Origin of the sequence: Carnobacterium alterfunditum DSM 5972 (assembly GCF_000744115.1) — a bacterium.
Taxonomy (GTDB): Bacteria; Bacillota; Bacilli; order Lactobacillales; family Carnobacteriaceae; genus Carnobacterium_B; species Carnobacterium_B alterfunditum.
Genome location: NZ_JQLG01000004.1, coordinates 2382621 through 2407344 on the forward strand (window position 1 = coordinate 2382621; position 24724 = coordinate 2407344).

The following is a 24724-nucleotide window of genomic DNA, read 5'->3' on the forward strand; positions in this document are numbered from 1 at the left end:
GGAAAGTATTGTTTTAATTGAAATTTGGCGCTACTATAAGACTATACGAAAAAGGAGGCAGCATATGGGACTAATTCATAAATCAGAAACAAGCTTAGATGATTTGTTTAGTAAATTCGCTATTGACCCTGAGGAAGAGATCATTGTTCCTCAACCTGAAAAAGACGCTCTTTTCGATGAAAATAAAAAAACGATTTCTTTAGAAAAAAATGATAAAAAAAGAAACATTGGATGATGATCATCATCCAATGTTTCTTTTTTTGGTTATTCGACCCGATGACGGCTTCTTTCTTCAGAAAACCCATCCGGATAACGTTGTCTCAATTTTTCAATATTTTGTACTGCTGCTTCTTCAAAAGGAATGTCAGCCCATTCTGCAATTTGAGATAAGTACCATAAAACGTCCCCAAGTTCTTTGGTTAGTTCTTTTTTATCTAGATCATGACCATGAAAAGTATACTTTTTAACTAAATCGACTAATTCACCAGCTTCACTAGCTACTCCTAAAGCGCAATTGGTTAATACTTGTTCATTTCCATATAAAGTACGATTGGCTAATTTTTGATATTCATTAAATTCCATTTTGAAATAACTCCTTTAGTCTTTCTATTCTACATTTTTCAATATTCTAAAACTTGCCTCCATAGCATCCAAAGTTTGTTCAATGTCTTCTATAGTATGAGTAGTGGATAAAAAGATTCCTTCAAATTGAGAAGGAGGCAACAATACACCATGATTGATCATTTCTTTATAATAGTCAGCAAAAAATTGTGTATCACTTGCTTTACTTTGCGCATAATTAGTTACTGGACCTTCATTAAAAAATAATCCAATCATACTTCCTGCACGGTTGATCGTAATAGGAACATCATATAGAGCGCTTAAGGAAAGGATTCCTTTTTCTAAGACATTTCCTAGATCCTCAAAGTAAGTATAATTTTCTTCAGTTAATTGAGAAAGTGTAGCAATTCCTGCAGCCATCGCAATTGGATTGCCTGATAGCGTACCTGCTTGATAAACGCTGCCCGCTGGTGCAATATGTTCCATGATATCTTTTCTTCCGCCATAAGCTCCTACAGGAACGCCTCCACCAATAACTTTTCCTAAACAAGTTAAATCCGGCAACACATTATAGTACCCTTGAGCACTGTGGTAGCCTACTCTAAAGCCAGACATTACTTCGTCAAATATCAATAAAGCACCGTCTTTTTCGGTTAACGACCGCAAGCCTTCTAAAAAACCTTTCAATGGTGGTATAACGCCCATATTGCCCGCTACAGGCTCTATGATGACAGCTGCAATCTCACCGGGATAAGTTTGAAAAAGCTCTTCGATCGCTTCTAGATCATTATAAGGGGCAACCAGTGTATTTGATGTTGTACTTTTTGGGACCCCAGGTGAATCGGGTAAGCCTAGTGTCGCAACACCAGAGCCAACTTTTACCAATAAAGCATCATCATGACCATGATAGCTTCCTTCTAACTTAACGATTTTATCTCGATTTGTAAAACCTCTTGCCAAACGTAAAGCGCTCATTGTTGCTTCTGTTCCAGAGTTTACAAAACGAACCATTTCTACAGAGGGAACGCGTTGGATGACCAATTCAGCTAATTGGTTTTCTAAAAGAGTTGGCATCCCAAAACTTGTTCCAAGACTTGCTGTACGTTGAATTTCCTTTATGACTTGATCATTTGCATGACCTAAGATCAATGGACCCCAACCTAGAACATAATCAATGTAGTCATTTCCATCTATATCAACAACATGGCTTCCTTTACCTTTTTGAATAAATACAGGAGGCACATCTACTGATTTAAATGCTCTTACCGGACTGTTTACTCCCCCAGGCATTAAATTTAACGCCTTTTCAAAAGCTTGTTCAGATTGTTTTGTTTGTCGTCTCAACGCTGATCCCCTGACTTTCTGCCACAAGTACTTCAGCGGGCTGTTCTGTCTCTTCTGACCCGACTGAGATCCCTAATGCTTTGGCGAATAATTCTAGCTCATTTTTTGATTCTTTTGATGTATTTTTCCTGGCATACTCTTTCAATGATTCGATTGGTTTCCGTTTCATTTGATTGATCATACTGTGCATATGCTTGTTGATCAAAAGAATTTGATGTGCCGTTAATTCTGGCAATTTTCGCTCTAAACTAGTCAACGTCTTTTCTTTTAATTCTAGCATGTGCTCATTTAGTTCGTCTAAATAAGGAACAGCATTTCTTTCTTGGTACCATTGTTTAAAGGCTGCTACTTCTTCATTCAGATTCGTTGTAATTTTTCTAACGATTTTTTCTTTATCGGAATCGACTTCCTCTAAACGAAAACTAATTTGATCCATATCAAAAACTTGGATCCCTTCAATATATTGGATGCTGGGTTCAATATTTCTTGGAACAGCAAAATCCATAAATAGTTGCTTTTTCATCGTTAAACGAATAGCCGCCATCTCTTCAATTGTCTTTTCTGTTATTAAGTGATAGGGTGCTTTCGTAGCAGCGATCACACCGTCTGCAACAGCTATAGACATCGGTAAATGGTCAAAGTCAGCTGTGAAAAAATAACGGTTCAACACATCCGAATGACGTGTTGTTTGTGCCCATAAATTTAGTTCGTGTGCTAAATCATTAACTTTCTGTTCATTACGACCAGTTAGTGTTATATGAGTAGACCCTTGATAGAATAGCGTTTTTGCTGTTAATCGAACCATCTTTCCTGATCCGATCAAAAGAAATCGTTTATCTACAATACTTTCCCACTCTTCTTTATATAGTTTGACCGCAGCTGTTCCAGGGTTATAAGATAATTGATCTAAGTTCGTTTTAGTATGCATTTTTTTAGAAAAAGAAATGGCTTTATTAAATAAAGAATTTAGAATGGGGCCAGATGTCTTTTGTTCGATAGCGACAGCAAAAGCTTGTTTTACTTGGCTTAGAATTTGAGTTTCGCCAATGATCAACGAATCAAGTCCTGTAGCAACCTTAAAAAGATGTTCAGCAGCTTCATAATTAGACTTCCCATAACTTGTTGATATAACTTCAGAAATTTCATACCCTGTATGATCTGAAAGATAACGCAACATCTCTCCATGCATAAATTTAGTTTGATCAATATAAAGATAGTATTCTATCCGATTGCACGTTGACAGAATCACCGCCTCTTCAACTCCTAAAAATGATTTGATTTCAGCAAGTTGTTCAGGCAATTTTTTCTCTTCAATTGTATAGTTTTCTCTAATTTCTATTGGCGTCGTTTTATGACTGACCCCGTATAATAAGATTTTCAATAGTACCATCCTCTTATTTTTCATCATTCTAATGGATAACGCTAGAGAAGATAGAATTCTACCTTCTATCTTTTCTAGCGCTATCCTATCAATTGTTTTTGACTTGTTTACGTTACTTAGAGAAGTAATCAGCTTTTAATGTATGATTCGATTAGACTCCATGCTTTCTCTTTTCCTTCTCCTGTTTCAGAAGAAAAAAGAACGAAATCGTCTTCTTCTCTTAAATTCAACTTATCTTTAACGATTTTTATGTGTTTGTTCCATTTCCCTCTGGGGATCTTATCTGCTTTTGTAGCGACTACGATAACTGGAATAGAATGGTACTTTAAAAACTCATACATTTGCACATCATCTTCTGTTGGTGGGTGTCTTAGATCTACTATCGAAAGAGCTGCTTTTAAAGGCTCTCTTTGAGTAAAGTAAGTTTCAAGCATTTGTCCCCATTTTGCACGTTCCGTTTTAGATACTTTAGCATACCCGTATCCTGGAACATCTACGAAATAAAAACTATCTTCTATTATATAATAATTTAATGTTTGAGTTTTTCCTGGTTTTCCTGAAGTTCTAGCTAACCCTTTTCGGTTGATCAATGTATTAATGAATGACGATTTTCCAACATTTGAACGTCCGGCTAAAGCTATTTCAGGTAACCCTGTGTTTGGATATTGGGCAGGCGAAACCGCACTGATGACAATATCAGCTTTATTTACTTTCATTTTCTAATCTCCATCTCTAAATATAAATTCTTTTATCATTTTAACATATTAATGCAATCAATGACATTTTAAATTTAAATCAATCTTGACTTTGTGCATAGAATCTCACAATTTAATGAACAAATAAACAGAGCCGAGACAAAATAACTTGTCTCAGCTCTGTTTATGGTTCTTTTTGATTAGTAAAATCAGTTGATCTTTTTGCCTTCAATGTCAAAGAAATCAGGAAGACCTGAACCACTAACTGTATCTTTTGTGATCACACATTTAACGATTTCTGGGCGACTAGGTAAGTCAAACATGATTTCTAACATGATTGATTCAATAATAGACCGTAAACCACGTGCACCAGTATTGCGCTCGATAGCTTTTTTAGCGATCTCTGTTAAGGAATCATCTTCAAATTCTAGCTCAACTTCATCCAAACTTAATAATTTTTTGTATTGTTTGACAAGAGCATTTTTAGGTTTTGTTAAAATATGGACTAAATCATCTTCAGTTAATTTTTCTAACGCAGCCATTACTGGTAAACGTCCGATAAATTCTGGAATCAATCCAAATTTCAATAGATCTTCTGGGATAATTTGTTGCATAACGCTTTGGCCTTCTTCTATTTTTTTCTTAGCAGAACCAAAACCAATTACTTTTTCTCCCATACGATTTTTAACGATCGTTTCGATCCCGTCAAAAGCACCACCTACAATAAATAATATATTGCTTGTGTCTAATTGAATAAACTCTTGATGAGGGTGTTTTCTGCCGCCTTGTGGCGGAACATTTGCAACAGTACCTTCTAAAATTTTAAGCAAGGCTTGTTGCACACCTTCTCCACTTACATCACGTGTAATCGATACATTTTCACCTTTACGCGCAATTTTATCGATTTCATCAATATAAATGATCCCTTTTTGAGCTCGTTCTACATCATAATCGGCTGCTTGCATTAGTTTTAAAAGAATGTTTTCAACATCTTCACCAACATAACCGGCTTCTGTTAAACTAGTAGCATCTGCAATTGCAAATGGAACATTTAAAATACGAGCCAAACTTTGAGCAAGGAAAGTTTTTCCTGATCCCGTTGGACCAATCAAACAAATATTACTTTTTTGTAATTCTATGTCATCTTTTTCGTCTCCACCAATTTGATTTACGCGTTTATAATGGTTATAGACTGCTACAGATAATGATTTTTTAGCTTGTTCTTGTCCGATAACATAATCATTTAATATTGCTCTGATTTCATGAGGTTTAGGCACTTCTAAAAATTCCCCATATCCTGCATCACCAAATTCTTCGTCAATGATTTCTTTACACAAATCAATGCATTCATTACAAATGTATACACCTGGACCAGCAACAATTTTTTTAACTTGATCTTGTGATTTGCCACAAAATGAGCAGCTCACAGGACCTTTTATTTCTTCATCATTAAACATTCATGTCCACCTCTATTCTCATTCATCCCACTTATAATAGTAGCAGATTTGTCACCCATAATACAATGAGATTCGTTCAAATCTTAAATAGCATAGCATAATAATTTCCTTAATGCTATGATTTAACCTGCTTCTCTTTCAATCAAAAGGAAAGAACTCCAAAAGGTATTCCTTTTTGAAGTCCTTTCCTTTTAGTATTTTTGTTTATGAGTAATGAATAAGCAATTATTTTTCTTTAGCTGTTTCAGTAATTAGATCGATAGCTTTTTTCATTGAGATGTCATGTTTCAACATTTCTGGAGTCAATGCAGCACGGACAGCTTTTTCATCCATACCATATTGTTCGCCTAAGTTGTTGATTTCTGCATTAACTTCTTCTTCAGAAGTTTCAAATTTTTCTGCTTCAACAATAGCTTCTAGAACTAAGTTTGTGCGAGTTCTTAAGTCAGCGTCAGATTCCATTTGTTTGTGCAGATCTTTTTCTGTAGTACCTGTAATTTGGTAGTACATTTCAGGTTCAACACCTTGGCGTTTCATATCATTTAAGAATACATCCATTTGACGGTGAACTTCGTCATGGACCATTGCCCATGGAAGATCTTCAATTTTTGCATTGTCAACTGCTTGACGGATAGCTGCTTCTTCGATTGCTTCATCTGCAGCAGTCGTTTTAGCTTCTGTTAATTCAGTTTTAATTTTTTCTTTTAATTCTGCTAATGTTTCAACTTCTTCATCCACATCTTTAGCAAATTCATCATCTAGCTTTGGTAATTCTTTAGCTTTAACTTCGTGCACTTTTACTTTAAATGTTACAGCAGCACCTTTTAAATCTTCAGCATGGTAATCTTCAGGGAAAGTTAAATCAACATCTAATTCATCTCCAGCTTTAACGCCAACAAGTTTTTCTTCAAAACCTGGAATGAATGAGTTTGAACCTAATTCTAATGAATGATTTTCGCCTTTGCCGCCTTCAAAAACAACGCCGTCTTTAAATCCTTCATAATCAATAACGACTGTATCGCCATTAACTGCAGCATCTTCTTTCAATACTAATTCAGCTTGTGCAGCACGTTTTTCTTCAATATTTTTTTCAACATCTTCATCTGTTACTTCTCGATCTTGTTTTTCAACTGTTAAGCCTTTGTATTCACCTAATTCAACTTCAGGTTTCACAGTAACTTCAGCTTCAATAACCCAAGGCTCGCCTTTTTCCATAGATTTAACGTCGATTTTTGGTTGTGAAACTGGATCAAGGCCAGCTTCTACTACTGCAGCATCATATGCTTCTGGTAATACAGCATTCAATGCATCTTCATATAAAGCTTCTTCACCATATTGTTTGTTGAAAATTGTACGAGGAACTTTTCCTTTACGGAATCCTGGTACGCTGATTGTAGATTTTACTTTGTTAAAAGCAGTATCTAAACCTTCTTTAATTTTTTCTTCTGAAATTTCAAATGTTAAGACACCATCATTAGTGCCCTTTTTTTCCCAATTTACAGTCATATTATATTTCCCTCCGAAACACTCTATTTTTCGCAATAAAAAAGCAATTGCATACTCATTAATAGTACACTAAAGCCGGAAATTTGTAAATAAAAACAACGAATTAAGGGTAAAACAGATCTACTTATCGTTCTCGTTTTAAACTGACTACTTGAAAATCAATCAACCTAAATCTATTAATTCTTGATCGACTCTATGCATCCATTCTTCCATCTTTTTAGTATCAGAATGAGATCCACTGGCTACTAGGTAAAAATTATCATAGCGTTTTTGATACAATTCGACCCATTTTAGCGGAGAAGTGATAACTTCCTCAATGAAGGGATAAAGTATGAAGAAATGAAGAGAAGCTTCTTGAACCATAGCTTGGTACAGTGAAGGGTCATCTTGTTCGACACGTTCAGATAGCAACGACATCACTTCTTGAAAAATCACATTATTTTCAATTGATGTTAATACTGAGGGCTGGATCGTTCTTTTTTCTTTTATCCAATAAATATCAAAATGGCCCTTTACATGTTCCATAGCTAGACGTTCAATGGCAGTCGCTTTAATGATGCCATTGACGAAAGGATTTGACAATATCGGTTCTGCAGCTTCGATAAAAGGGCCTAATGGAATCTTTTCTAATTCTTTCATAATGGTGGACTGTTCCGCAAAAGATTTATTTCCCAAAGAATAAGCTTCTTTTATTAAATGTTCAATTTTCTTCTGCTTTTCAAGCTCAACTTTAGTCCGTTCTTCCTCTAACATCTCTTGGACGGCCATCCAATTTTCCTCCGTAGTGTCTTTTGAAGGATACTTTTTTTTGCGGAATAGCAGAGCCTGTTCCGCTTGAAGAAATAGGTGGCACTTTATTAAAATGGCTGTATAGAAAATAGCTAATGATTCTTCCTTTTCATAAAAAGAACATTTATCGTCTGCTATTTCTTTCGCTTTTTGGTAGTCTCCAACTTGGTATAATGCAGTTGTATAATTTGTATTTAACAATTCATCCTGTTCCAATTTATATGCCCTCTCGAAGAATGGGATAGCTTCTTCCATTCTTCCTGTTAAGAAACAGTCCATTGCTTCTTTTTTATACCATGCATAATTTTTTGGAAAAGGTACCGTTTCTCCCATATTGTCACTCTCCTGCATTTGTGTCATTTGATTGTACTTGTTGCTCTTCTTTTTTTTACTTAGTTTCATTTTAGCATACTAATGTTTGATTAAGTGATAGAAACTGGATCCTCTAAAACTTTTAGTTTTTCTAGATCAGCTGCTTAAATTTTTTTGGGGAACGCTATGTGTTAACTGACTTAAAGGAACCACAAATTTATTTTCAACTATAAAAAGGACCGAAAAGCATTCTTTCTGCTTTTTGGTCCTTTTTATGATCGAATAAAAATCAATATTTTCTAAACCTTTGGTAACGTTCTTCAACCAGTTGTTCCGGCGTTTTTGTAGAAAGTTCTTTTAAAGTTGAACTGATTTGCTCGCGCATATCTTTAAGGATATGCTCGTGAGACAGCAACTCTTCCTTATTGGTTTCTGGCAGTATAAAATCAATTACATCAAGACCTAATAAATCTTGAGCAGTTAATTTCATCAATTCAGCTGCTTCTTTCGATCTTGATGCATTTTTCCATAGTATAGAAGAAAAACCTTCAGGGGAAAGAACGGAATACATCGTATGTTCCATCATCCATACCTGATTTCCCATAGCTAAAGCTAAAGCTCCTCCGCTACCACCTTCACCAATTATAATGGAAAGAATAGGTACTTTTAATTTACTCATCTCAATCAGATTACGTGCAATAGCTTCTCCTTGCCCACGTTCTTCGGCTTCAACTCCACAGTAAGCACCAGAAGTATTGACAAAGGTTATGACAGGTCGATTAAATTTTTCGGCTTGTTTCATCAAACGCAACGCTTTTCGATAACCTTCAGGATGAGGAGATCCAAAATTACGCAAGATGTTTTCTTTTATCTCATGCCCTTTTTGATTCCCTATGACGGTTACTGGTTGTCCATTCAATGTAGCTATTCCACCGACAATTGCTTTATCATCATGAAAAGAACGATCGCCATGGAATTCAATAAAATCGTTAAAGACGGATTCCATTATTTCTAAAGCTGTTAATCGTGATGTTTTTCTTGATAGAGCAACGATTTCCATAGCTTCTTTCAACTCGTTCACCTTCTTTATAAAAATACGTACAAGAAAAATCTATTGATGGATCCGTAAAATTTGACTCAAGGTTTCTTTTAAGTCTTTTCTTAATACGATTTTATCAATAAATCCATTTTCTAAAACAGACTCTGCAAGCTGAAAATCATCGGGCAGTTCTTCGTTCATAGTTTGTTCAATAACACGTCTTCCCGCAAAACCAACTAATGCTTGAGGTTCTGATAAAATAATATCTCCCTGCATAGCAAAACTAGCCGTTACACCACCTGTTGTCGGATCAGTTAATACAGTGACATATAAAAGACCAGCATCACTATGGCGTGCAACAGATCCGCTGATTTTTGCCATTTGCATCAACGATAAGATACTCTCTTGCATCCTAGCTCCGCCAGAGGCCGTAAAGATGATCATTGGCAACTTTTCATTAGTTGCTCTTTCAAATGTCCTGGTAATTTTTTCCCCAACTACTTTTCCCATACTTCCCATTATGAAATGGGAATCCATCACACAAATAGCTGTTTCCAATCCATCGATCAATCCTTTTCCGGTCAAGACAGCTTCATGAAGATCTGTGTTCATTTGAGCTTGTTTGATTTTTTTATCATAATTCGGAAAATCCAGTGGGTTTTCGAACGGAATATCTTGATTCCATTCTTCAAAACTGCCTTCATCGAGCGTTAAATGAATCCGTTTTTGAGCCCGGATCCTAAAAGTATACCCGCATTCTGGACAGATCTTCTGCGTCCCTAAATCTTTTGTATAAATAGCTTTTTTACAACTAGGACATTGTGCAAACATACCATCTGGTACCATTGGAGCATCAATTTCTTCATCCAGTTGTGTATGTTTAGTAATTGGTATATACGCTCTTTTTTTAAATAACTGCATACTGTCACCTCTTTTATTTGCTGCTTTTTGAATGAGATGTTCTTGTTAATCCAAAACAAGTTTATTCAACACGAGGTTCCCATTCTTTCAGAAAGACATCTTGTAAAAAGCTTGTATCGTATTCTCCATTGACAAATCGTTTATCCATTAATAAATCTTCTTGGAAAAATTGATTGCTGATAATACCATCAATAACCATTTCGCCTAAAGCGCGCTGCATTTTAGCAATTGCTTCAGTACGATCCGCACCTTTTGTAATGATTTTAGCAATCATGGCATCATAATAAGGTGGGATATCGGCTCCAGCAAACATGGCACTGTCGACCCTTAATCCATTTCCTCCGCTAGGCATCATTAAGTACTGTATCGTACCAGGTGAAGGCGCAAAATTAAAAGCAGGATTTTCAGCATTGATGCGACATTCGATCGTGTGTCCGGTCAAACGGACATCACTTTGTTTGATCGATAATTCTTCCCCACTTGCAATCAATAATTGTTCTTTTACAATATCGATTTCAGTAGCCATTTCCGTTACCGGGTGTTCAACTTGGATCCGCGTATTCATTTCCATAAAATAGAACTCGCCGTTTTGATCTAGTAAAAATTCAATCGTCCCAGCATTTTTATAACCGACCGACTTTGCAGCACGAACAGCCGTTTCTCCAAGCTTCTTTCGTTGTTCTTCATTGATAGCAACAGAAGGTGACTCTTCGATCACTTTTTGATTGTTGCGTTGCAAAGAACAATCGCGTTCACCCAGATGGATCACATTTCCATAATGGTCACCTAGCAATTGTACTTCAATGTGGCGTGCATGTTCAATGATTTTTTCCATATACATCTGATTATCGCCAAAAGCTGCTTTAGCTTCGTTTTTGGCATTATTGAAGGCTGTTACTAACTCTTCGCTTCTAAGGACTTTTCGCATGCCTTTTCCGCCACCACCAGCTGCGGCTTTTACCATTACTGGATAACCTAATCGATCTGCCAGTTGTTTAGCTTCATTAGTATCGGTAATGAAACCTTCACTTCCTGGAATAACCGGTACGTTTGCTTCAATCATAAGAGCCCGCGCGTTTGCTTTATTTCCCATTTGATCAATAGTGACCGCATCTGGTCCGATGAATGTAACGTTCATCTCTTTACACATGGTCGCAAAGGTACTGTTTTCAGATAAAAAACCAAAACCTGGATGAATAGCTTGAGCGTTTGTCACAACAGCAGCACTTAAAATACTTTGCATATTCAAATAAGAATCAGTCGCTTTGGCTGGGCCAATACAAATGGCTTCGTCTGCTAACTGCATATGCAAGGCATCGCGGTCGGCTTCAGAATAAACAGCAACTGTTTGGATTCCCATCTCACGGCAAGCACGAATAATACGAACGGCGATTTCTCCTCGATTGGCGATCAATATTTTTTTAAACATGGGCTTATCTTCCAATAATGAACGTTAATTCAGCTTCACAAACTTTTTTTCCATCTACGTACGCTACAGCTTTTCCGATACCAGCGTAATCTTTCAATTTGATAATGTCGACTTGCAACATCAGTTGGTCACCAGGAACAACTTTTTTACGGAATTTAACTTTGTTCATTCCACCTAAGTAAGCTGTTTGACCCTTGAATCGGTCTAACGTCAACAATGGGATCGATCCTGCTTGAGCAAGTGATTCTAAAATGTAAACTCCTGGCAATACAGGTTCTCCAGGGAAATGACCTTGGAATATTTCTTCATTGATAGTCACATTTTTAAGAGCTAAAACATGTTCACCAGGTATCATTTCGTCAACACGGTCAATAAAGTAGATTGGGTAACGATTCGGGATCAAATCTTGGATTTCTTTAATATTCATTTTTGTCATTAGTATTTTCCTCCTAGGCAATTCTGAACAATGGTTGATTGAATTCAACAACTTGTTCATCTTCTATTAGTATTTCAGTAATTGTTCCATCTACTTCACTTTTGATTTCATTCATCAACTTCATTGCTTCAATAATGCAAAGGGTCTCTCCTATCGTCACCTTATCGCCAACTTTTTTAAAGGCAGGCTGATCTGGTGAAGGTGCCGTATAAACGATACCTACGATCGGAGAATGAATCATTGCTCCCTCGGCAACTATTTCAGCAAGGGGTTCTGAAATGGGCATTTCCTCAAAGGCGGGAGAGGTGTGTTGAATATTTTCTTTACGTACTGGTTCATTAAACCGAGTTTCTTGATCAGTAAGAACTGTTTGATTGTTTAATGGATGAGCAATTGTATTTTTACTCATGCGTAACGTTACATTATCCATTTGCAAATCAAATTCAGTTAATTCTGATTTATCAACTAATTCAAGAATTTCCTTAATTTGATCAAAATCCATGCTTACTGCCCCTCCCATTTCTTAAAGCAAGTTACAGCGTTGTGTCCGCCAAAGCCTAAAGAATTGTTTAATGTGTATTGAATAGCTGTTTTGCGTCCAATGTTAGGAATGTAATCTAAATCGCAAGCTTCATCGGGTACTTGGAATCCGATGGTCGGTGGTAAAAAGCTTTCTTGAAGAGCTTTTATACACGCTATAGCCTCAATAGCTCCAGCAGCACCTAGTAAATGACCGGTCATACTCTTTGTACTTGAAATAGCAACATTTTTTGCTTCTTCACCAAAAGCGTATTTGATCGCCATAGTTTCGGCTGAATCGTTAGCTCCTGTACTCGTTCCGTGTGCATTGATGTAACCAACGTCTGCTGGTGTAATACCGGCTTCAGCCATTGCATCTTGCATCGCACGTCCAGCTCCGCTTCCGTCTGGTGTTGGAGTAGTCATATGGTACCCGTCTCCAGTTGAACCATACCCTACGATCTCAGCATAAATGGTTGCACCGCGTTCTAACGCATGGTCTAACCGTTCCAGCATCAATACGCCAGCACCTTCGCCCATTACAAAACCATCCCGTTCTTTATCAAAAGGGATCGAAGCGCGATCTGGATCAGTACTTGTTGATAGAGCTGTTAAGGCAGCAAATCCAGAAATACCGATCTCATTGATCGTTCCTTCTGCTCCACCAGCTAAAATAACATCTGAATAGCCGTGTTTGATGTTGCGGTAAGCTTCACCGATAGAATTATTACCAGAAGCACAAGCTGTCACGATAGAGGTATTGATTCCTTTAGTACCGATTGCAATTGAAATATTGCCAGCGGCCATATTACCGATCGCCATAGGAACAAAGAAAGGCGCTACACGTTGAGGTCCTTTTGCATTCATCTTGGTGATTTGTTCTTGCATAGCATTCAATCCACCAATACCTGAACCAACAATAACACCAAAACGATTCATGTCTGTTTTTTCGCGATCAATGCCGCTTTCTTCAAATGCTTGAACAGCTGCAGCGACTCCATATCTAGAAAATTCGTCCATTCTTTTTGAAATTTTACGTTGCATATATTTTGTTGCATCGAAATCTTTCAACTCACCTGCAACCGTAATACCTGTTTCAGATGCATCAAATTTTGTAATAGGGGCAATGCCGTTTTTTCCAGCTTTTAGTCCATCCCAAAATTCATCTACCGTATTTCCTAAAGGTGTAACAGCACCCATTCCAGTAATTACTACACGATTCATAGTTGTTCTTCCTCCTTATTAACCATTCATAACCATTCCGCCATCTACATTGATAACTTGTCCAGTAATGTATTTATTCTCGCTTAGAAAAATAGCTACTCGCGCAACATCTTCTACATTACCTAAGTGTTTCAATGGAATTTGACTAACAGCTTGTTCTTTCATCTTGTCAGATAATACATCTGTCATTTCTGTATCAATAAAACCAGGAGCGATAGCATTCACGGTGATACCTCTAGCAGCTAATTCTCGAGCTGCAGATTTCGTCAATCCTACAACACCGGCTTTACTTGCAGCATAGTTTGCTTGTCCAACATTTCCAACAAGTCCGACTACACTAGCCATATTGATGATCGTCCCGCTTTTTTGTTTGAGCATAACTTTTGATGCATGACGAATCGTATTGAACGTTCCTTTTAAATTGATCGAGATCGTTTGGTCAAAATCTTTTTCCGACATCCGCATTAAAAGCATATCATGTGTAACACCGGCATTATTAACTAAAATATCGACACTTCCAAAAAATGTTTTTGTTTCATCGATCAATTGTTTGGCAAAATCAAAATCACTGACGTCCCCTAAAATAGTGTGCGTCTTTACACCGTAACTTTCTATTTCAGAGATGAGTTCTTCAGAAATTGGTTTTCTTCCATTTAAGACAATATTTGCACCAGCTTTAGCAAATTCTACAGCAACTGCTTTTCCTATGCCTCTTGAACTGCCTGTAACAATAACTGTTTGATTTTTTAAAGTCATGTACTCATCCCTTTTAATGTATTAGGCCAATGCATTTAGTTCAGCCAGTTTATCTAATGTTTTTGCTAAGGTCTTTTCATTTTCGACATTTAATATGGTCACTGTTTTATCAATTTTTTTGATGAAACTGCTTAATGTCTTTCCAGGTCCAACTTCAATAAATGTATCTACTCCTAGATCAATCATGGTTTTCACACTATCTTCCCAATACACAGGAGACATCACTTGTTTGACCATCATTTCTTTGATCTGCTCTTTGTCTTGAAAAACTTCAGCAAGCGTATTACTGACGATAGAAAGAGTTGGTTCATTCATTGAAACAGATGTAATAGCTTCTTTTAATTGGATCGAAGCAGGTTCTAGCAGTTGTGTATGGAAGGGACCGCTCACTTGCAAAGGCACAACACGTTTTGCGCCTCGTTCAAGCAATAGTTCACCGGCTTTTTCAACAGCTTCTTTGATACCGCCAATGGCGATCTGTCCAGGCATGTTGTAATTAGCTGGAGAGACGACTCCGATTTCACTTGCTTCAGCACATGTATCTTCGACCGTTTGGCGATCAAGTCCCATGACTGCACTCATAGCACCTTCACCTAAGGGAACAGCATCTGTCATATATTGGCCTCTTTTTTTTACCAATCTGACCGCGTCTTTAAATGAAAGCACATTTGCTTTAACGAAAGCACTATACTCGCCTAAACTTAAACCAGCTACAACATCCGGTTCAATGCCTTTTTCTTTTAGTAATGCATCGATTGCTAGACTAGTCGTTAGAATAGCGGGCTGAGTATAGGTCGTTTGATGCAGAAAGTCATTTTCTTCAAAGCACAATTTTGCCATGTCTAAATCTAAAAAGGCACTTGCTTGATCAAAAACTTCTCGGACTACAGGATACTTTTCATACAATTCTTGACCCATACCAAAGTATTGAGCTCCTTGTCCACTATATACAAAGGCAATTTTCATGTGGATCTCGTCTCCTTTATAACGGTAATTTGGCTATAAAAAAAATCATCCCTTTTATACATATCAATAAGAGAAATAATCGAAAAAAACTAGAAAACTATTTGAAGCAAAAAGAACTCCTTTTAGCTTTCTAGTTTTTTTCATTTAAGTTCACCTTATTTTGAAATAAGGTTGGCTTGTTCTTTAATTACTTCTTGATATTGATGCATTAATTCTTGGATGATCTCATGACAACTTTGTTCTTTAAAAACTAAACCAGCACTTTGTCCAGACATAAATGATCCAGTTTCTTTATCTCCGTCAACAACTGCCCGTCTTAAAGCACCTTTGCCAAGTTCTTCTAAACGATTAAAATCTGGTTTTTCATCACTAGTAATATCTTTTTCGACTTTTAAGTACTTACGTGTTAGTTTATTACGAAGTACACGTACTGGATGACCAGTAATTTGACCGGTAACCACAGTATCGATGTCTTTTGCTTTCAAAATAGCATCTTTAAAATTTTGATGTACTGTACTTTCGTGAGCAACAACAAAACGCGTACCTAATTGAACAGCTGAAGCGCCTAACATAAAGGCAGCTGCAACACCACGTCCATCAGCGATACCGCCTGCTGCAATGACGGGTACTGAAACAGCATCCACCACTTGCGGCACTAAGTTCATCGTTGTCGTTTTACCGATATGTCCGCCAGCTTCCATACCTTCACAAATAATTGCATCTGCACCCTCATTTTCCATTCTTCTAGCTAATGCTACTGAAGCAACAACTGGAATAACGACTGTACCAACACTTTTAAATTGATTCATGTATTTCCCTGGGCTTCCAGCACCAGTAGTTACTACTCTTACTTTTTCTTCACAGATAACTTTTACAATATCATCTACGTTTGGTGATGTTAATAGAACGTTGATACCGAAAGGTTTATCTGTTAATTTTTTCGTTTCTTTAATCAGTTCTCGCACAATTTCACCTGAAGCATATCCGCAAGCCAGTATTCCTAGACCGCCAGCATTTGAAACGGCACTCACTAAACTAGGATTAGCGACCCAAGACATTGCGCCTTGTATAATTGGGTATTTGATTCCAAGTTTTTCAATTAATTCGGACTGCATACAGGTACCTGCTTTCTTTTAAATGTTTATTTTTTTGCTAATTCAACTTCGACAAAAGTAACGATATTTTGAACAGTTATTAAACCTTCTTCAGATTCGATCTTGATATCAAATTCATCTTCGATATCATTGATGATTTGGAATAAGTCTAAGCTATCTGCTTCTAAATCTTCACGGAAATTTGTTTCTAATTGTACTTCTTCTACCTCTTTGTCTAATTGGTCCACGATGATTGCTTGAATTTTTTCGAATGTCATTTTATATTTCCTCCATTTATAGTTGTTTTTTTATTTGCTTATTTTTTTAAGCCTAAGCAGGCCGTTGTAACCTCTTTAAAGTTGAATAAGGATGGAACCCCAGGTGAGTCCTCCACCAAATCCAGTCAAAATAACTTTTTTCTCACTGCCTAAAACTAATTCCCCATTTGTCAAAAGTTCATCTAACAAAATTGGAATACTAGCCGCAGAAGTATTTCCGTATTCGGCGATATTCGTTGCAAATTTTTCAGCTGGTATTTTCAGCTTCTTAGCAATTGCTTTCAGAATGCGGTAGTTCGCTTGATGAGCAATGATACAATCAATATCTTCAGTACTGCTATTCGATGCTTCAATAACTGTTCTAATGCTTTCAGGCACACTGCGTATTGCAAAATCAAATATTGCTCTTCCATCCATTTGAAGAAAATCATTTTTTTTAGCTTGCTCCAATTGGAAGTTAGAAACGACACGTCTGCCTGCTGTAAGAGCTTCTCCGCGGCTGCCGTCAGAATGGATATCTTCTCCTAAAAAGCTGCCCTCTGTTTCTGTTGCTCCTAGCAGAACTCCGCCCGCTCCATCACCGAACAAAACGGCTGTGCTGCGGTCTTGCCAATCAATCATTTTCGACATGACTTCTCCACCAAGAACTAAGCCGTATTGATAAGCACCACTTTGGATCAGTTTTTCAGCAATTGATAATGCATAAATAAAACCAGAACATGCTGCATTTACATCAAAAGCCATTACGGGTTTCGCTCCGATATAATCTTGAACTAAACAAGCTGTTGAAGGACTTGATCCATCAGGGGTCATTGTCGCAACAATAATAAAATCAATTTCTTTAGCAGAAATGCCTGTTTTCTCAAGAATATCCAATGCTGCTTTGCCGCAAAGAATCGAGGTGTCTTCGCCATCACTGATGTGACGGTTTTCTATACCTGTACGAGTTCTGATCCATTCATCGTTGGTATCCATTATTTCTTCTAGCATAGCGTTTGAAACTTTTTTTTTCGGAATGTAACTTCCGGCACCCATGATTTTTGCCTTCATTGATTTCATCCCTGTTCTTATAAATTATTTTTTATACGGTGTAAGAAAACATGAAGATTTTCTAAGCTTTTAATCAACATTTCTGCTTCTTCTTTATTTAAGCCTTCAATCGTTTCTTTCACCATATCTCGATGAAATTTATTATGAAGACGATACAATAATCGACCTTTTTTTGTTAAGCCCAACTTGACCACTCGTCGATCATTATCGTTTCGGATGCGTTCAACATATCCTTTTTTTACTAGGTTATTAACGGAGACCGTTAAGGTTCCGACTGTGATTGCCAGTTTCTTTGAAACTTCTGTAGTTGTATGAACACCATACATCCCAATAGCTTCAATTGTGTGCATTTCTTTTATTGAAATATCCTTAAACGTGCTGTTTTGAAGAGCACCTTCTTCAATTGTCAGGACTTCATTAAAAATCGTTACTAAGTAAGAATTAATTTCAGGAATTAATTCGTCCACATCAACTCCTCCGTTCTTTCGAATTATCAAATTGGTCAATTACTTTGAACATCAAATTGTTTGACCATCAAACTATATTATTTTTTATCTAAAGTGTCAAGAATAAATATAAGTTATTTTTTAAATTTAATTTAAAATGCTTTTTTACCAATAGATACAGCACTAAAAAATAATTTGATTATCAAAGTATTTTATCGCAAAAAGCAATTTTTTATATTTTCAAGCCAAGAAAAAAAGATTGTTTTTCGAATTTTTTTTAACAATTATTTATTAATGTATGACGGTTTGTCAAATTAAGTGCAACACCTTTTCCATAAACGCTTCGTATGGTGTTTTCCAGTCCAGGCATTTTCTGGGCCGATTATTAATCAAGGAAAGAGCTTCTTCAACTTCCTCTGTGAGAATGGTATCAAAATTCGTTCGTTTTGGGAAAAACTCCCTGAAAAGGCCATTACTATTTTCATTACTTCCTCTCTGCCAAGCAGCGTACGCATCAGCGAAGTACATTGGAATGTTCAACTCTGATTCAATCACGGTATAACAGGCAAATTCTTTTCCTCTATCCGTTGTAAAGCTTTGAAAGGCTTCTCGTGGATAAAGAGCATGAAGAGTTCGAATGGCTCGCTCCATTGACTTTGCGGAACGATCCGGTATAAGAATGGCTTTATACCAACGGGTTTGACGTTCTACAAAGGTGGCAACACAGCCCTTCGCTTGACCACGACCTGAGACAACAGTATCCAACTCCCAATGACCAAAAGTCGTGCGTTTTCTGATTTCTTTTGGCCGTTTGGAAATCGGTGTGCCGACAACAAATCGACCTCTTGTTTCCTTTGGTTTTTGACGCTTCCCTTTCTGACGCAAGACCGTCAAAGGCACGTCAAGCAAACCGGCATAAATCCAGCGGTAAATGGTTTTGAAGGTCAAGGATCCTTGAAGTAAACGGCCACTAATTTGTTCTGGAGACCACGTTTGATCCAACTTTTCTTGGATAACTATTTTTAGCGAGGCTGTTAGTTTAGAATGAGCCCCGCAGGCAGCTTTCCTTTGATTATAAGATGTTTGAGCTTTTTCCGCTTGGTAGTTTGGGTTTCGTTGGCATTCTCTAGAAACGGACGAGGGAGAGCGATTTAGCTTTTTCGCAATTGTACGAATGGACATCTTAAGTTCAAGATAGACTTCTATTTTGGAACGTTCGGTTATGGTAAAATGAGTGTAGCTCATGACAACTCCTCCAATCGAATGGTAGTGTGGTAACTTCATTCTATACGAGGACGTCATGGGTTTCTTTTATTTCGTCTTGGGTGTTGCACTTAATATTACAATTCATCGAAAAAAAAAAGTTGAGACGATTTGTCCCAACTTTTTCTTGCTATTATTTAGCTTCAACGGATATAAATTCTTCTATGTCTTTAAAGTTCACAATAGTTTTACTTTCCATTATGTCTTTCATTTTATCAGAAGACTTTTCCCAATAGATTTCAACCACGGCACTATTATTCAATAATTTGATGATTGTTCCAGCCATTTTTTCATCTCTGAAAGAAAAAATGATTCTATCTCCTACATCAGGTCTAAAAGAAGCTTTTATTTCATCAATAATAATGATTGCTTCATCATACGGCACGCCTAAAAGGGTCGCAATTCTTGATTTGCTGGCACCTTTTCGAAGTTCAACCTCAACTAAAGACTGAATTTCTTCGGTAATAATTTTCCCCATGTAAATCCCCTCATCTCTTTGGTTCTTATTTGAGCGTTTTCCAATAAATTCTCTTAATGGAATCCATCATACCATATTTAAGCAAGAAAATGAAGCATAAGAAAATGAGAGTCCTTACCAGCACTCTTACAGTGAAAGCTTAGAGGGATTTTTCATAGGAGCAATTAAATAAGTTTTTTACTTAAATGAACTAGCACGATACCCTACTTTTTTTAATAATTCAATCAAAGTACTTTTTTCATCTTCACTAAGCACACTAAATAGATTTGAAATCAATTTTTCATGCTGCGGGAAAGCTTCTTGCATAAAAGCTGTACCTTTTTCAGAGATTGAAATAGTTGTCACACGGCGATCGGTAGCTGACGGAGTTCGTTTTATAAATTCCTTCTTTTCCAATTTGTCTACGACATACGTAATGCTGCTGCTGGCTAGTAATATTTTTTTACCAATATATTGAATAGGTTGATCTCCTTTACTATAAAGAAGCTCTAAAACTGAAAATTCAGTAGGGTTTACGCCATATTTTGTCATATCTTTTTTTATAACATCTTGTACACTTGAAGAAGATTTCAGTAATACTGTTAAGGTTTTTAATGCTTTAGCTGTGTCATCCATCATGTCTTATCACCTTTCCATTTGAACATATCTAAAAATCCTATTACTTTAAATAAATTTATCTTCATTTCGAGATAAATATACCATTATGAATAGATAACTGTCAAATAATCTGATACGAATCAAAGCTGCTTAAAAGATAGAGTTGGATTTAAATTACTGGTTATACGTCAAATGATGTAGATACTTCAAAATAAAATTTCTTCTGGAGTGGGCGGGGTTGCTTGAAGTTTTTGGTAAGTAATTTAAGTGATTTATCGGCACTAAAAATTGTAGGTCTCTTTAATTGATCCATATTTCAAAAAAAAGAAGAACGTTCTAGAAATCAGAACGTTCCTCTTAAAATCTAATAGCATGGGTTCTAGCAAATCCCTAACATCAACTTATTAATCGGCTGATCTCTTCGACTCTTCTATCAGCTAGAACTACATGCTACTATAATATATGAGCTCAAACATTTAGTACTTCTGATTGTGTTTCATTAATAATGGTTCGTCAATCAACTAAATGAATGAGCTTGGACAGAATAGCTTCACTCGACTATTCGTCCCAGAAGCCACTTTCACTAGCTTCTATAAAGAGCGTCATGCTCTCTTACTGTGCATGTCTCTCTCTACATACATAATATACCATGTAAGCGTAAACAAGTCAATTAATAAAGCTTTCTATTAAAATTATTTGTTTGGTACACGGTGTTCATACAATCGATCTGACTAATCAGTCTTCACTAGCCAGAATAGAACAAAAAAAAAGAGGGCCTCTTATTCTTAAAAGAGGCTCTCCCTTCATTTTGTAGCTAGTTCCTTTTTTATTTCTTGTTTTTTTCTAGCATTTTTACTTCATCTGCTAGAAGGTTATTTTACACATGAATTATATTTCTATTCATGTGCGTTTTGGATACTTCAATCTCGACTCATTCTATTTCAGGAACTTAGCCACTACATGAAGTTCAGTTAATAGTGTACTATCCCACTATCAACTTTAGAGTCGATTACGCTGACTCTAGTAAAGAAGACATTTTACCTTGTACTTCTTTACACCATTATAATACCAGTAAAATACTAAAATTTCAATTTTAAAGATTGGAAATTTACTTTTTAAAATGTCATAAGTCAGTCTCAGATTTACTCATTATTTCTTAACGGTTTTAGCACGGTTGACCACGCAATGAGTTGATCTAAAAGAGTATTTACTGAAGCTATATGCAGGTCAGCCGGTTTAAATTCATTCATATTTACAAAATCAGTGAATAAAGACATTGCAGGATGTGTACGAACATCTGCAACTTGTAATTCAGCTAAAACAACTCGTAAAGCCTCTGCAGCTCTTACCCCACCAGATGAGCCATAGCTCACAATTCCTGCTGCTTTATTATTCCATTCAGGATAAAGATAATCAATTGCATTCTTTAAAGCCGATGTAATACCATGATTGTATTCGGGAGTGATAAAGACATAGCCATCTAATTCAGCTATTTTTTCAGACCATGGAATAGCTTCTGGCGTAACATATTTTTGACTATACGCTGCTGGGATAGGTTCATTATATAAAGGCAGATTATATTCTGCAATATCGACAATTTCATATTCTGCGTCCCCACGTTTGTCAGCCAATTTTTTTACCCATTGTGCTACTTGTAAGCTGTTTCGTCCTGGACGCGTACTACCTGTAATTATTCCGATTTTCATCATATTTGTTTCTTCCTCCTCTATATGCACCTATTGACTGAATGGGTAAATAATCAAACAATAAATGGATGCGTTTTATTAAATAACTCAGATCAACTATAACGTACTGGATTTTTAGTTGCCACTAATTAACATCACCTGAAAAGTTTATTTTTACTTGTAATTATTTAGTTGTTTTAATAGTTAAAACTTGATTTTTTTTATAAATCTGAAGGAGTGATAATACCCAAAGGAGTTTCTGATACTTTGCCATTTTCCGTTATCAATAAGGCGTCCAATCGACGATCTTTTTTCAATAAGTCTGCGGCAATTTCAACGGACATACTTTTTTTGATAAATAAATAGTTACTTCTATTTTTATCTTTTAAAATAATTTCACCCACTAATGTTTTCTTTAAATAGATTGTTTCATCCTGTAACTGATTGGCTAACCACACTGTGATTCCTTTCTCAGTTAATAAACCGATCAGTTCATTATCCTTATAAATAGGAAAATGGGTAAACTTTTTTTCATTAATGGTTTTTAATACGGCTGTAAATAAATCATCAGAATTGAAGTGGACTACACCTCTCTTGAATAATGGGTAGACTTTTTGTGGGCTTTTTATTTCTTCTTCAATTTGTTCAATATGTTCGACTACTTTATCTGTCGGTTGTGCAATATAGCTATTAGGAATTAGTTTTTTGTGTACCATAACGTTTCTAAGATCTGCAAAAATTTGCAAATCATTTTTATATTTTTTTACCGCAGGATTGCGGTGTTCATTTTCATCTAATAATCGATAAAAAGGTTTTTTATGTTCCTTCTCATTTTCTGAAAAGCTTAGGTGATTGTGGATCCGATTAAAACTGGCAATAAAGCGCTCTGCGTTATTCATTCTATTCCCCTTCTCTGATTCAATACACTATTTTTGATACATTCTGAAGAACTCTCGCCCATATAATAGGAAAGACAACCCCAAGAAAAAACCTGTAATGATCATTAAGCTATTGGCAGTACTTAATTGAATAGTTGGAAAGGCTACTAAAAAAGTCATACACGCATAAAAGACTGCGGTAGCTATTTTGCCAAACCATTTAGCCCCATCGAGTTTTTTACCTTGTCGATAAAGAATAATAGCATTTATTGCCATGAATAATTCTTTGGCTATAAATAATAAAATAACGATCCACATCTTTTCATATCGTGACATCAAACAGATGATAACGGCAACTTGAGTAAGTTTATCAGCAACAGGATCAAGCAATTTACCCACCTCAGTTATTTGATTCAACTTGCGAGCAATAAGTCCATCTAATAAATCTGTCAGACCTGAAAAAACGACGATCATGCCTGCTAAATAATAATCTTTGGTTTCCGTTGCTGTAAGGTATTGGACCGTAAAAATCGGAATAAGAAGCAGCCGGATATAAGATAAGATATTGGGAATAGTAAAAAAATCTCTTATAGGAATTTTCAATTTGCATCACCTCTCAAATAGCGTTACATCTTACACTGATATCCTACCACTTTTACTGTCAATTAAATTAGGCTTACTTTTCATCCATTTTATATTCAACAAAAAACAAACTTTTGAATGCCTTATCTCTGCGTTCAAAAGTTTATTCTCATGTCTTGATCAAAAAAATTACCTCTCTTCAAAATCAAATTCATCGATCGTATAAATTAAATCATCCATATTTGACGTACTGAAGAATGCTTCTTCATTTTCAGGCTGAATTTTCAAGTACATCGGCATGGCTGTATCTGGTTCTAATACTCCAAAAGATTCTTCTGTCAGATAAAACTGTGCTTTATCTAAAATAGTGGCCCCATTAACCGTACTAAAACTGATCGTAATATTAATATTTGTCATAGCCATATCCATTCTGTTCACAATAATAAAGATTGCTTGCATATTCCCTCTTTCACCTAAATACATGCCGGTAAAGTGAATAGCCACATCATTTTCAATCCCGAGTTCTTTTGATTCTTTCATTCTAATTTCTATTTCTTGTAATACGGAATCATTTTCTAATGTCAAATTTTGGTCTAGCTCCATTTTTTGCGGTACAAGTGGGATTTCCATGTCTGAGATTAGTTCACTTGAAGCACTTGAACTTGATATAGATTCTTCTGAGCTGACCAGGCTTGATTCAGAAGAAGCAATTTCTGAACTCATCATCGTCTCGGTTGACGTAGCGCTTGAACTTGACATAGCGCTTGAATTTGATTCGCTAGAAGGCGTGGTTTCTCCCCCTCCAATTAAATCACAACCTGCCAATACAACAACTGTACCTAAAAGTATCAATATCTTTTTCATTTTGATCACCCTTTCCCTTCTCAACTAAAAATAAACCCCTATCCTTAATAGATTTCCTTTTACTCTAGTACTTCATAATCAAATTCATCAAATCCATACCAAAAACCAGCAGCTTCCATCATAATATCAGGGCAACTAAAGATAAGATAATTCAAATCCGCTGATCATCTATCC

General features: G+C 36.2%; 27 protein-coding genes. 1 reads left to right on the forward strand and 26 read right to left on the reverse strand.

Annotated elements, in window-relative coordinates:
- Window positions 1-64 precede the first annotated feature (64 nt).
- A complete protein-coding gene (locus BR50_RS12875) occupies window positions 65-235 on the forward strand; it encodes an SPJ_0845 family protein (protein WP_170206182.1) in 171 nt (56 codons plus the stop codon).
- A 29-nt stretch (window positions 236-264) separates the two neighbouring features.
- Here BR50_RS12875 and BR50_RS11595 read toward each other — a convergent pair whose 3' ends face one another.
- The 26 genes from BR50_RS11595 to BR50_RS11720 form a co-directional block, all read right to left on the reverse strand.
- Window positions 265-582, reverse strand: a complete 318-nt coding sequence (locus BR50_RS11595) for a nucleoside triphosphate pyrophosphohydrolase family protein (protein WP_034548747.1) — start codon at window positions 580-582, stop codon at window positions 265-267.
- Window positions 583-606: 24 nt separating this feature from the next.
- On the reverse strand, window positions 607-1851 hold the full coding sequence (gene hemL, locus BR50_RS11600; protein ID WP_051905844.1) for a glutamate-1-semialdehyde 2,1-aminomutase: 1245 nt from the start codon (window positions 1849-1851) through the stop codon (window positions 607-609).
- 28 nt (window positions 1852-1879) lie between these two features.
- Window positions 1880-3295, reverse strand: a complete 1416-nt coding sequence (gene hemA / locus BR50_RS11605) for a glutamyl-tRNA reductase (RefSeq protein WP_081884503.1) — start codon at window positions 3293-3295, stop codon at window positions 1880-1882.
- Window positions 3296-3414: 119 nt separating this feature from the next.
- Window positions 3415-4002, reverse strand: a complete 588-nt coding sequence (yihA, locus tag BR50_RS11610; RefSeq protein WP_034548750.1) for a ribosome biogenesis GTP-binding protein YihA/YsxC — start codon at window positions 4000-4002, stop codon at window positions 3415-3417.
- A gap of 188 nt (window positions 4003-4190) precedes the next feature.
- Window positions 4191-5438, reverse strand: coding sequence for an ATP-dependent protease ATP-binding subunit ClpX (gene clpX, locus BR50_RS11615; RefSeq protein ID WP_034548751.1), 1248 nt, complete (start codon window positions 5436-5438; stop codon window positions 4191-4193).
- Window positions 5439-5663: 225 nt separating this feature from the next.
- A complete protein-coding gene (gene tig / locus BR50_RS11620; protein ID WP_034548752.1) occupies window positions 5664-6944 on the reverse strand; it encodes a trigger factor in 1281 nt (426 codons plus the stop codon).
- 162 nt (window positions 6945-7106) lie between these two features.
- Entirely contained in the window at window positions 7107-8066 is a 960-nt protein-coding gene (locus BR50_RS11625; protein WP_034548753.1) for a tetratricopeptide repeat protein, read from the reverse strand.
- Window positions 8067-8334: 268 nt separating this feature from the next.
- Window positions 8335-9105 (reverse strand): acetyl-CoA carboxylase carboxyl transferase subunit alpha, encoded by a 771-nt coding sequence (locus BR50_RS11630; protein WP_034549199.1) that lies wholly within the window; start codon window positions 9103-9105, stop codon window positions 8335-8337.
- Between the two features lie 51 nt (window positions 9106-9156).
- Window positions 9157-10005, reverse strand: coding sequence for an acetyl-CoA carboxylase, carboxyltransferase subunit beta (accD, locus tag BR50_RS11635; RefSeq protein ID WP_034548754.1), 849 nt, complete (start codon window positions 10003-10005; stop codon window positions 9157-9159).
- A 61-nt stretch (window positions 10006-10066) separates the two neighbouring features.
- Window positions 10067-11434, reverse strand: a complete 1368-nt coding sequence (locus BR50_RS11640) for an acetyl-CoA carboxylase biotin carboxylase subunit (RefSeq protein ID WP_034548755.1) — start codon at window positions 11432-11434, stop codon at window positions 10067-10069.
- 4 nt (window positions 11435-11438) lie between these two features.
- Entirely contained in the window at window positions 11439-11870 is a 432-nt protein-coding gene (gene fabZ, locus BR50_RS11645; RefSeq protein WP_034548756.1) for a 3-hydroxyacyl-ACP dehydratase FabZ, read from the reverse strand.
- A gap of 13 nt (window positions 11871-11883) precedes the next feature.
- Window positions 11884-12372 (reverse strand): acetyl-CoA carboxylase biotin carboxyl carrier protein, encoded by a 489-nt coding sequence (gene accB / locus BR50_RS11650; protein ID WP_034548757.1) that lies wholly within the window; start codon window positions 12370-12372, stop codon window positions 11884-11886.
- A gap of 2 nt (window positions 12373-12374) precedes the next feature.
- On the reverse strand, window positions 12375-13613 hold the full coding sequence (gene fabF, locus BR50_RS11655) for a beta-ketoacyl-ACP synthase II (RefSeq protein ID WP_034548758.1): 1239 nt from the start codon (window positions 13611-13613) through the stop codon (window positions 12375-12377).
- Window positions 13614-13631: 18 nt separating this feature from the next.
- Entirely contained in the window at window positions 13632-14369 is a 738-nt protein-coding gene (gene fabG / locus BR50_RS11660) for a 3-oxoacyl-[acyl-carrier-protein] reductase (protein WP_034548759.1), read from the reverse strand.
- Between the two features lie 21 nt (window positions 14370-14390).
- A complete protein-coding gene (gene fabD, locus BR50_RS11665) occupies window positions 14391-15335 on the reverse strand; it encodes an ACP S-malonyltransferase (RefSeq protein WP_034548760.1) in 945 nt (314 codons plus the stop codon).
- Between the two features lie 155 nt (window positions 15336-15490).
- Window positions 15491-16450 (reverse strand): enoyl-[acyl-carrier-protein] reductase FabK, encoded by a 960-nt coding sequence (fabK, locus tag BR50_RS11670; RefSeq protein ID WP_034548761.1) that lies wholly within the window; start codon window positions 16448-16450, stop codon window positions 15491-15493.
- Window positions 16451-16476: 26 nt separating this feature from the next.
- Window positions 16477-16707, reverse strand: coding sequence for an acyl carrier protein (locus BR50_RS11675; protein WP_034548762.1), 231 nt, complete (start codon window positions 16705-16707; stop codon window positions 16477-16479).
- 75 nt (window positions 16708-16782) lie between these two features.
- Window positions 16783-17757, reverse strand: a complete 975-nt coding sequence (locus tag BR50_RS11680; RefSeq protein WP_034548763.1) for a beta-ketoacyl-ACP synthase III — start codon at window positions 17755-17757, stop codon at window positions 16783-16785.
- A 17-nt stretch (window positions 17758-17774) separates the two neighbouring features.
- Window positions 17775-18224, reverse strand: a complete 450-nt coding sequence (gene fabT / locus BR50_RS11685; protein WP_034548764.1) for a fatty acid biosynthesis transcriptional regulator FabT — start codon at window positions 18222-18224, stop codon at window positions 17775-17777.
- Between the two features lie 288 nt (window positions 18225-18512).
- A complete protein-coding gene (locus BR50_RS11690; RefSeq protein WP_034546361.1) occupies window positions 18513-19448 on the reverse strand; it encodes an IS30 family transposase in 936 nt (311 codons plus the stop codon).
- A 151-nt stretch (window positions 19449-19599) separates the two neighbouring features.
- Window positions 19600-19944 carry a DUF2187 domain-containing protein gene (locus tag BR50_RS11695; RefSeq protein ID WP_034548765.1) on the reverse strand — a complete coding sequence of 115 codons (345 nt, stop codon included), beginning with the start codon at window positions 19942-19944 and terminating at the stop codon, window positions 19600-19602.
- A gap of 177 nt (window positions 19945-20121) precedes the next feature.
- Entirely contained in the window at window positions 20122-20562 is a 441-nt protein-coding gene (locus BR50_RS11700; RefSeq protein WP_245792792.1) for a MarR family winged helix-turn-helix transcriptional regulator, read from the reverse strand.
- 1121 nt (window positions 20563-21683) lie between these two features.
- Window positions 21684-22247 (reverse strand): NADPH-dependent FMN reductase, encoded by a 564-nt coding sequence (locus BR50_RS11705; RefSeq protein ID WP_211249850.1) that lies wholly within the window; start codon window positions 22245-22247, stop codon window positions 21684-21686.
- A 200-nt stretch (window positions 22248-22447) separates the two neighbouring features.
- The gene (locus tag BR50_RS11710; RefSeq protein WP_034548767.1) at window positions 22448-23125 is read right to left on the reverse strand and encodes a CBS domain-containing protein; all 678 of its coding nucleotides are present in this window, start codon (window positions 23123-23125) and stop codon (window positions 22448-22450) included.
- A 27-nt stretch (window positions 23126-23152) separates the two neighbouring features.
- Window positions 23153-23707: a CDP-alcohol phosphatidyltransferase family protein gene (locus BR50_RS11715; RefSeq protein WP_034548768.1), complete on the reverse strand. Its 555-nt coding sequence runs from the start codon at window positions 23705-23707 to the stop codon at window positions 23153-23155.
- A gap of 168 nt (window positions 23708-23875) precedes the next feature.
- On the reverse strand, window positions 23876-24550 hold the full coding sequence (locus tag BR50_RS11720; protein WP_034549205.1) for a lipoprotein: 675 nt from the start codon (window positions 24548-24550) through the stop codon (window positions 23876-23878).
- Window positions 24551-24724: the final 174 nt, after the last annotated feature.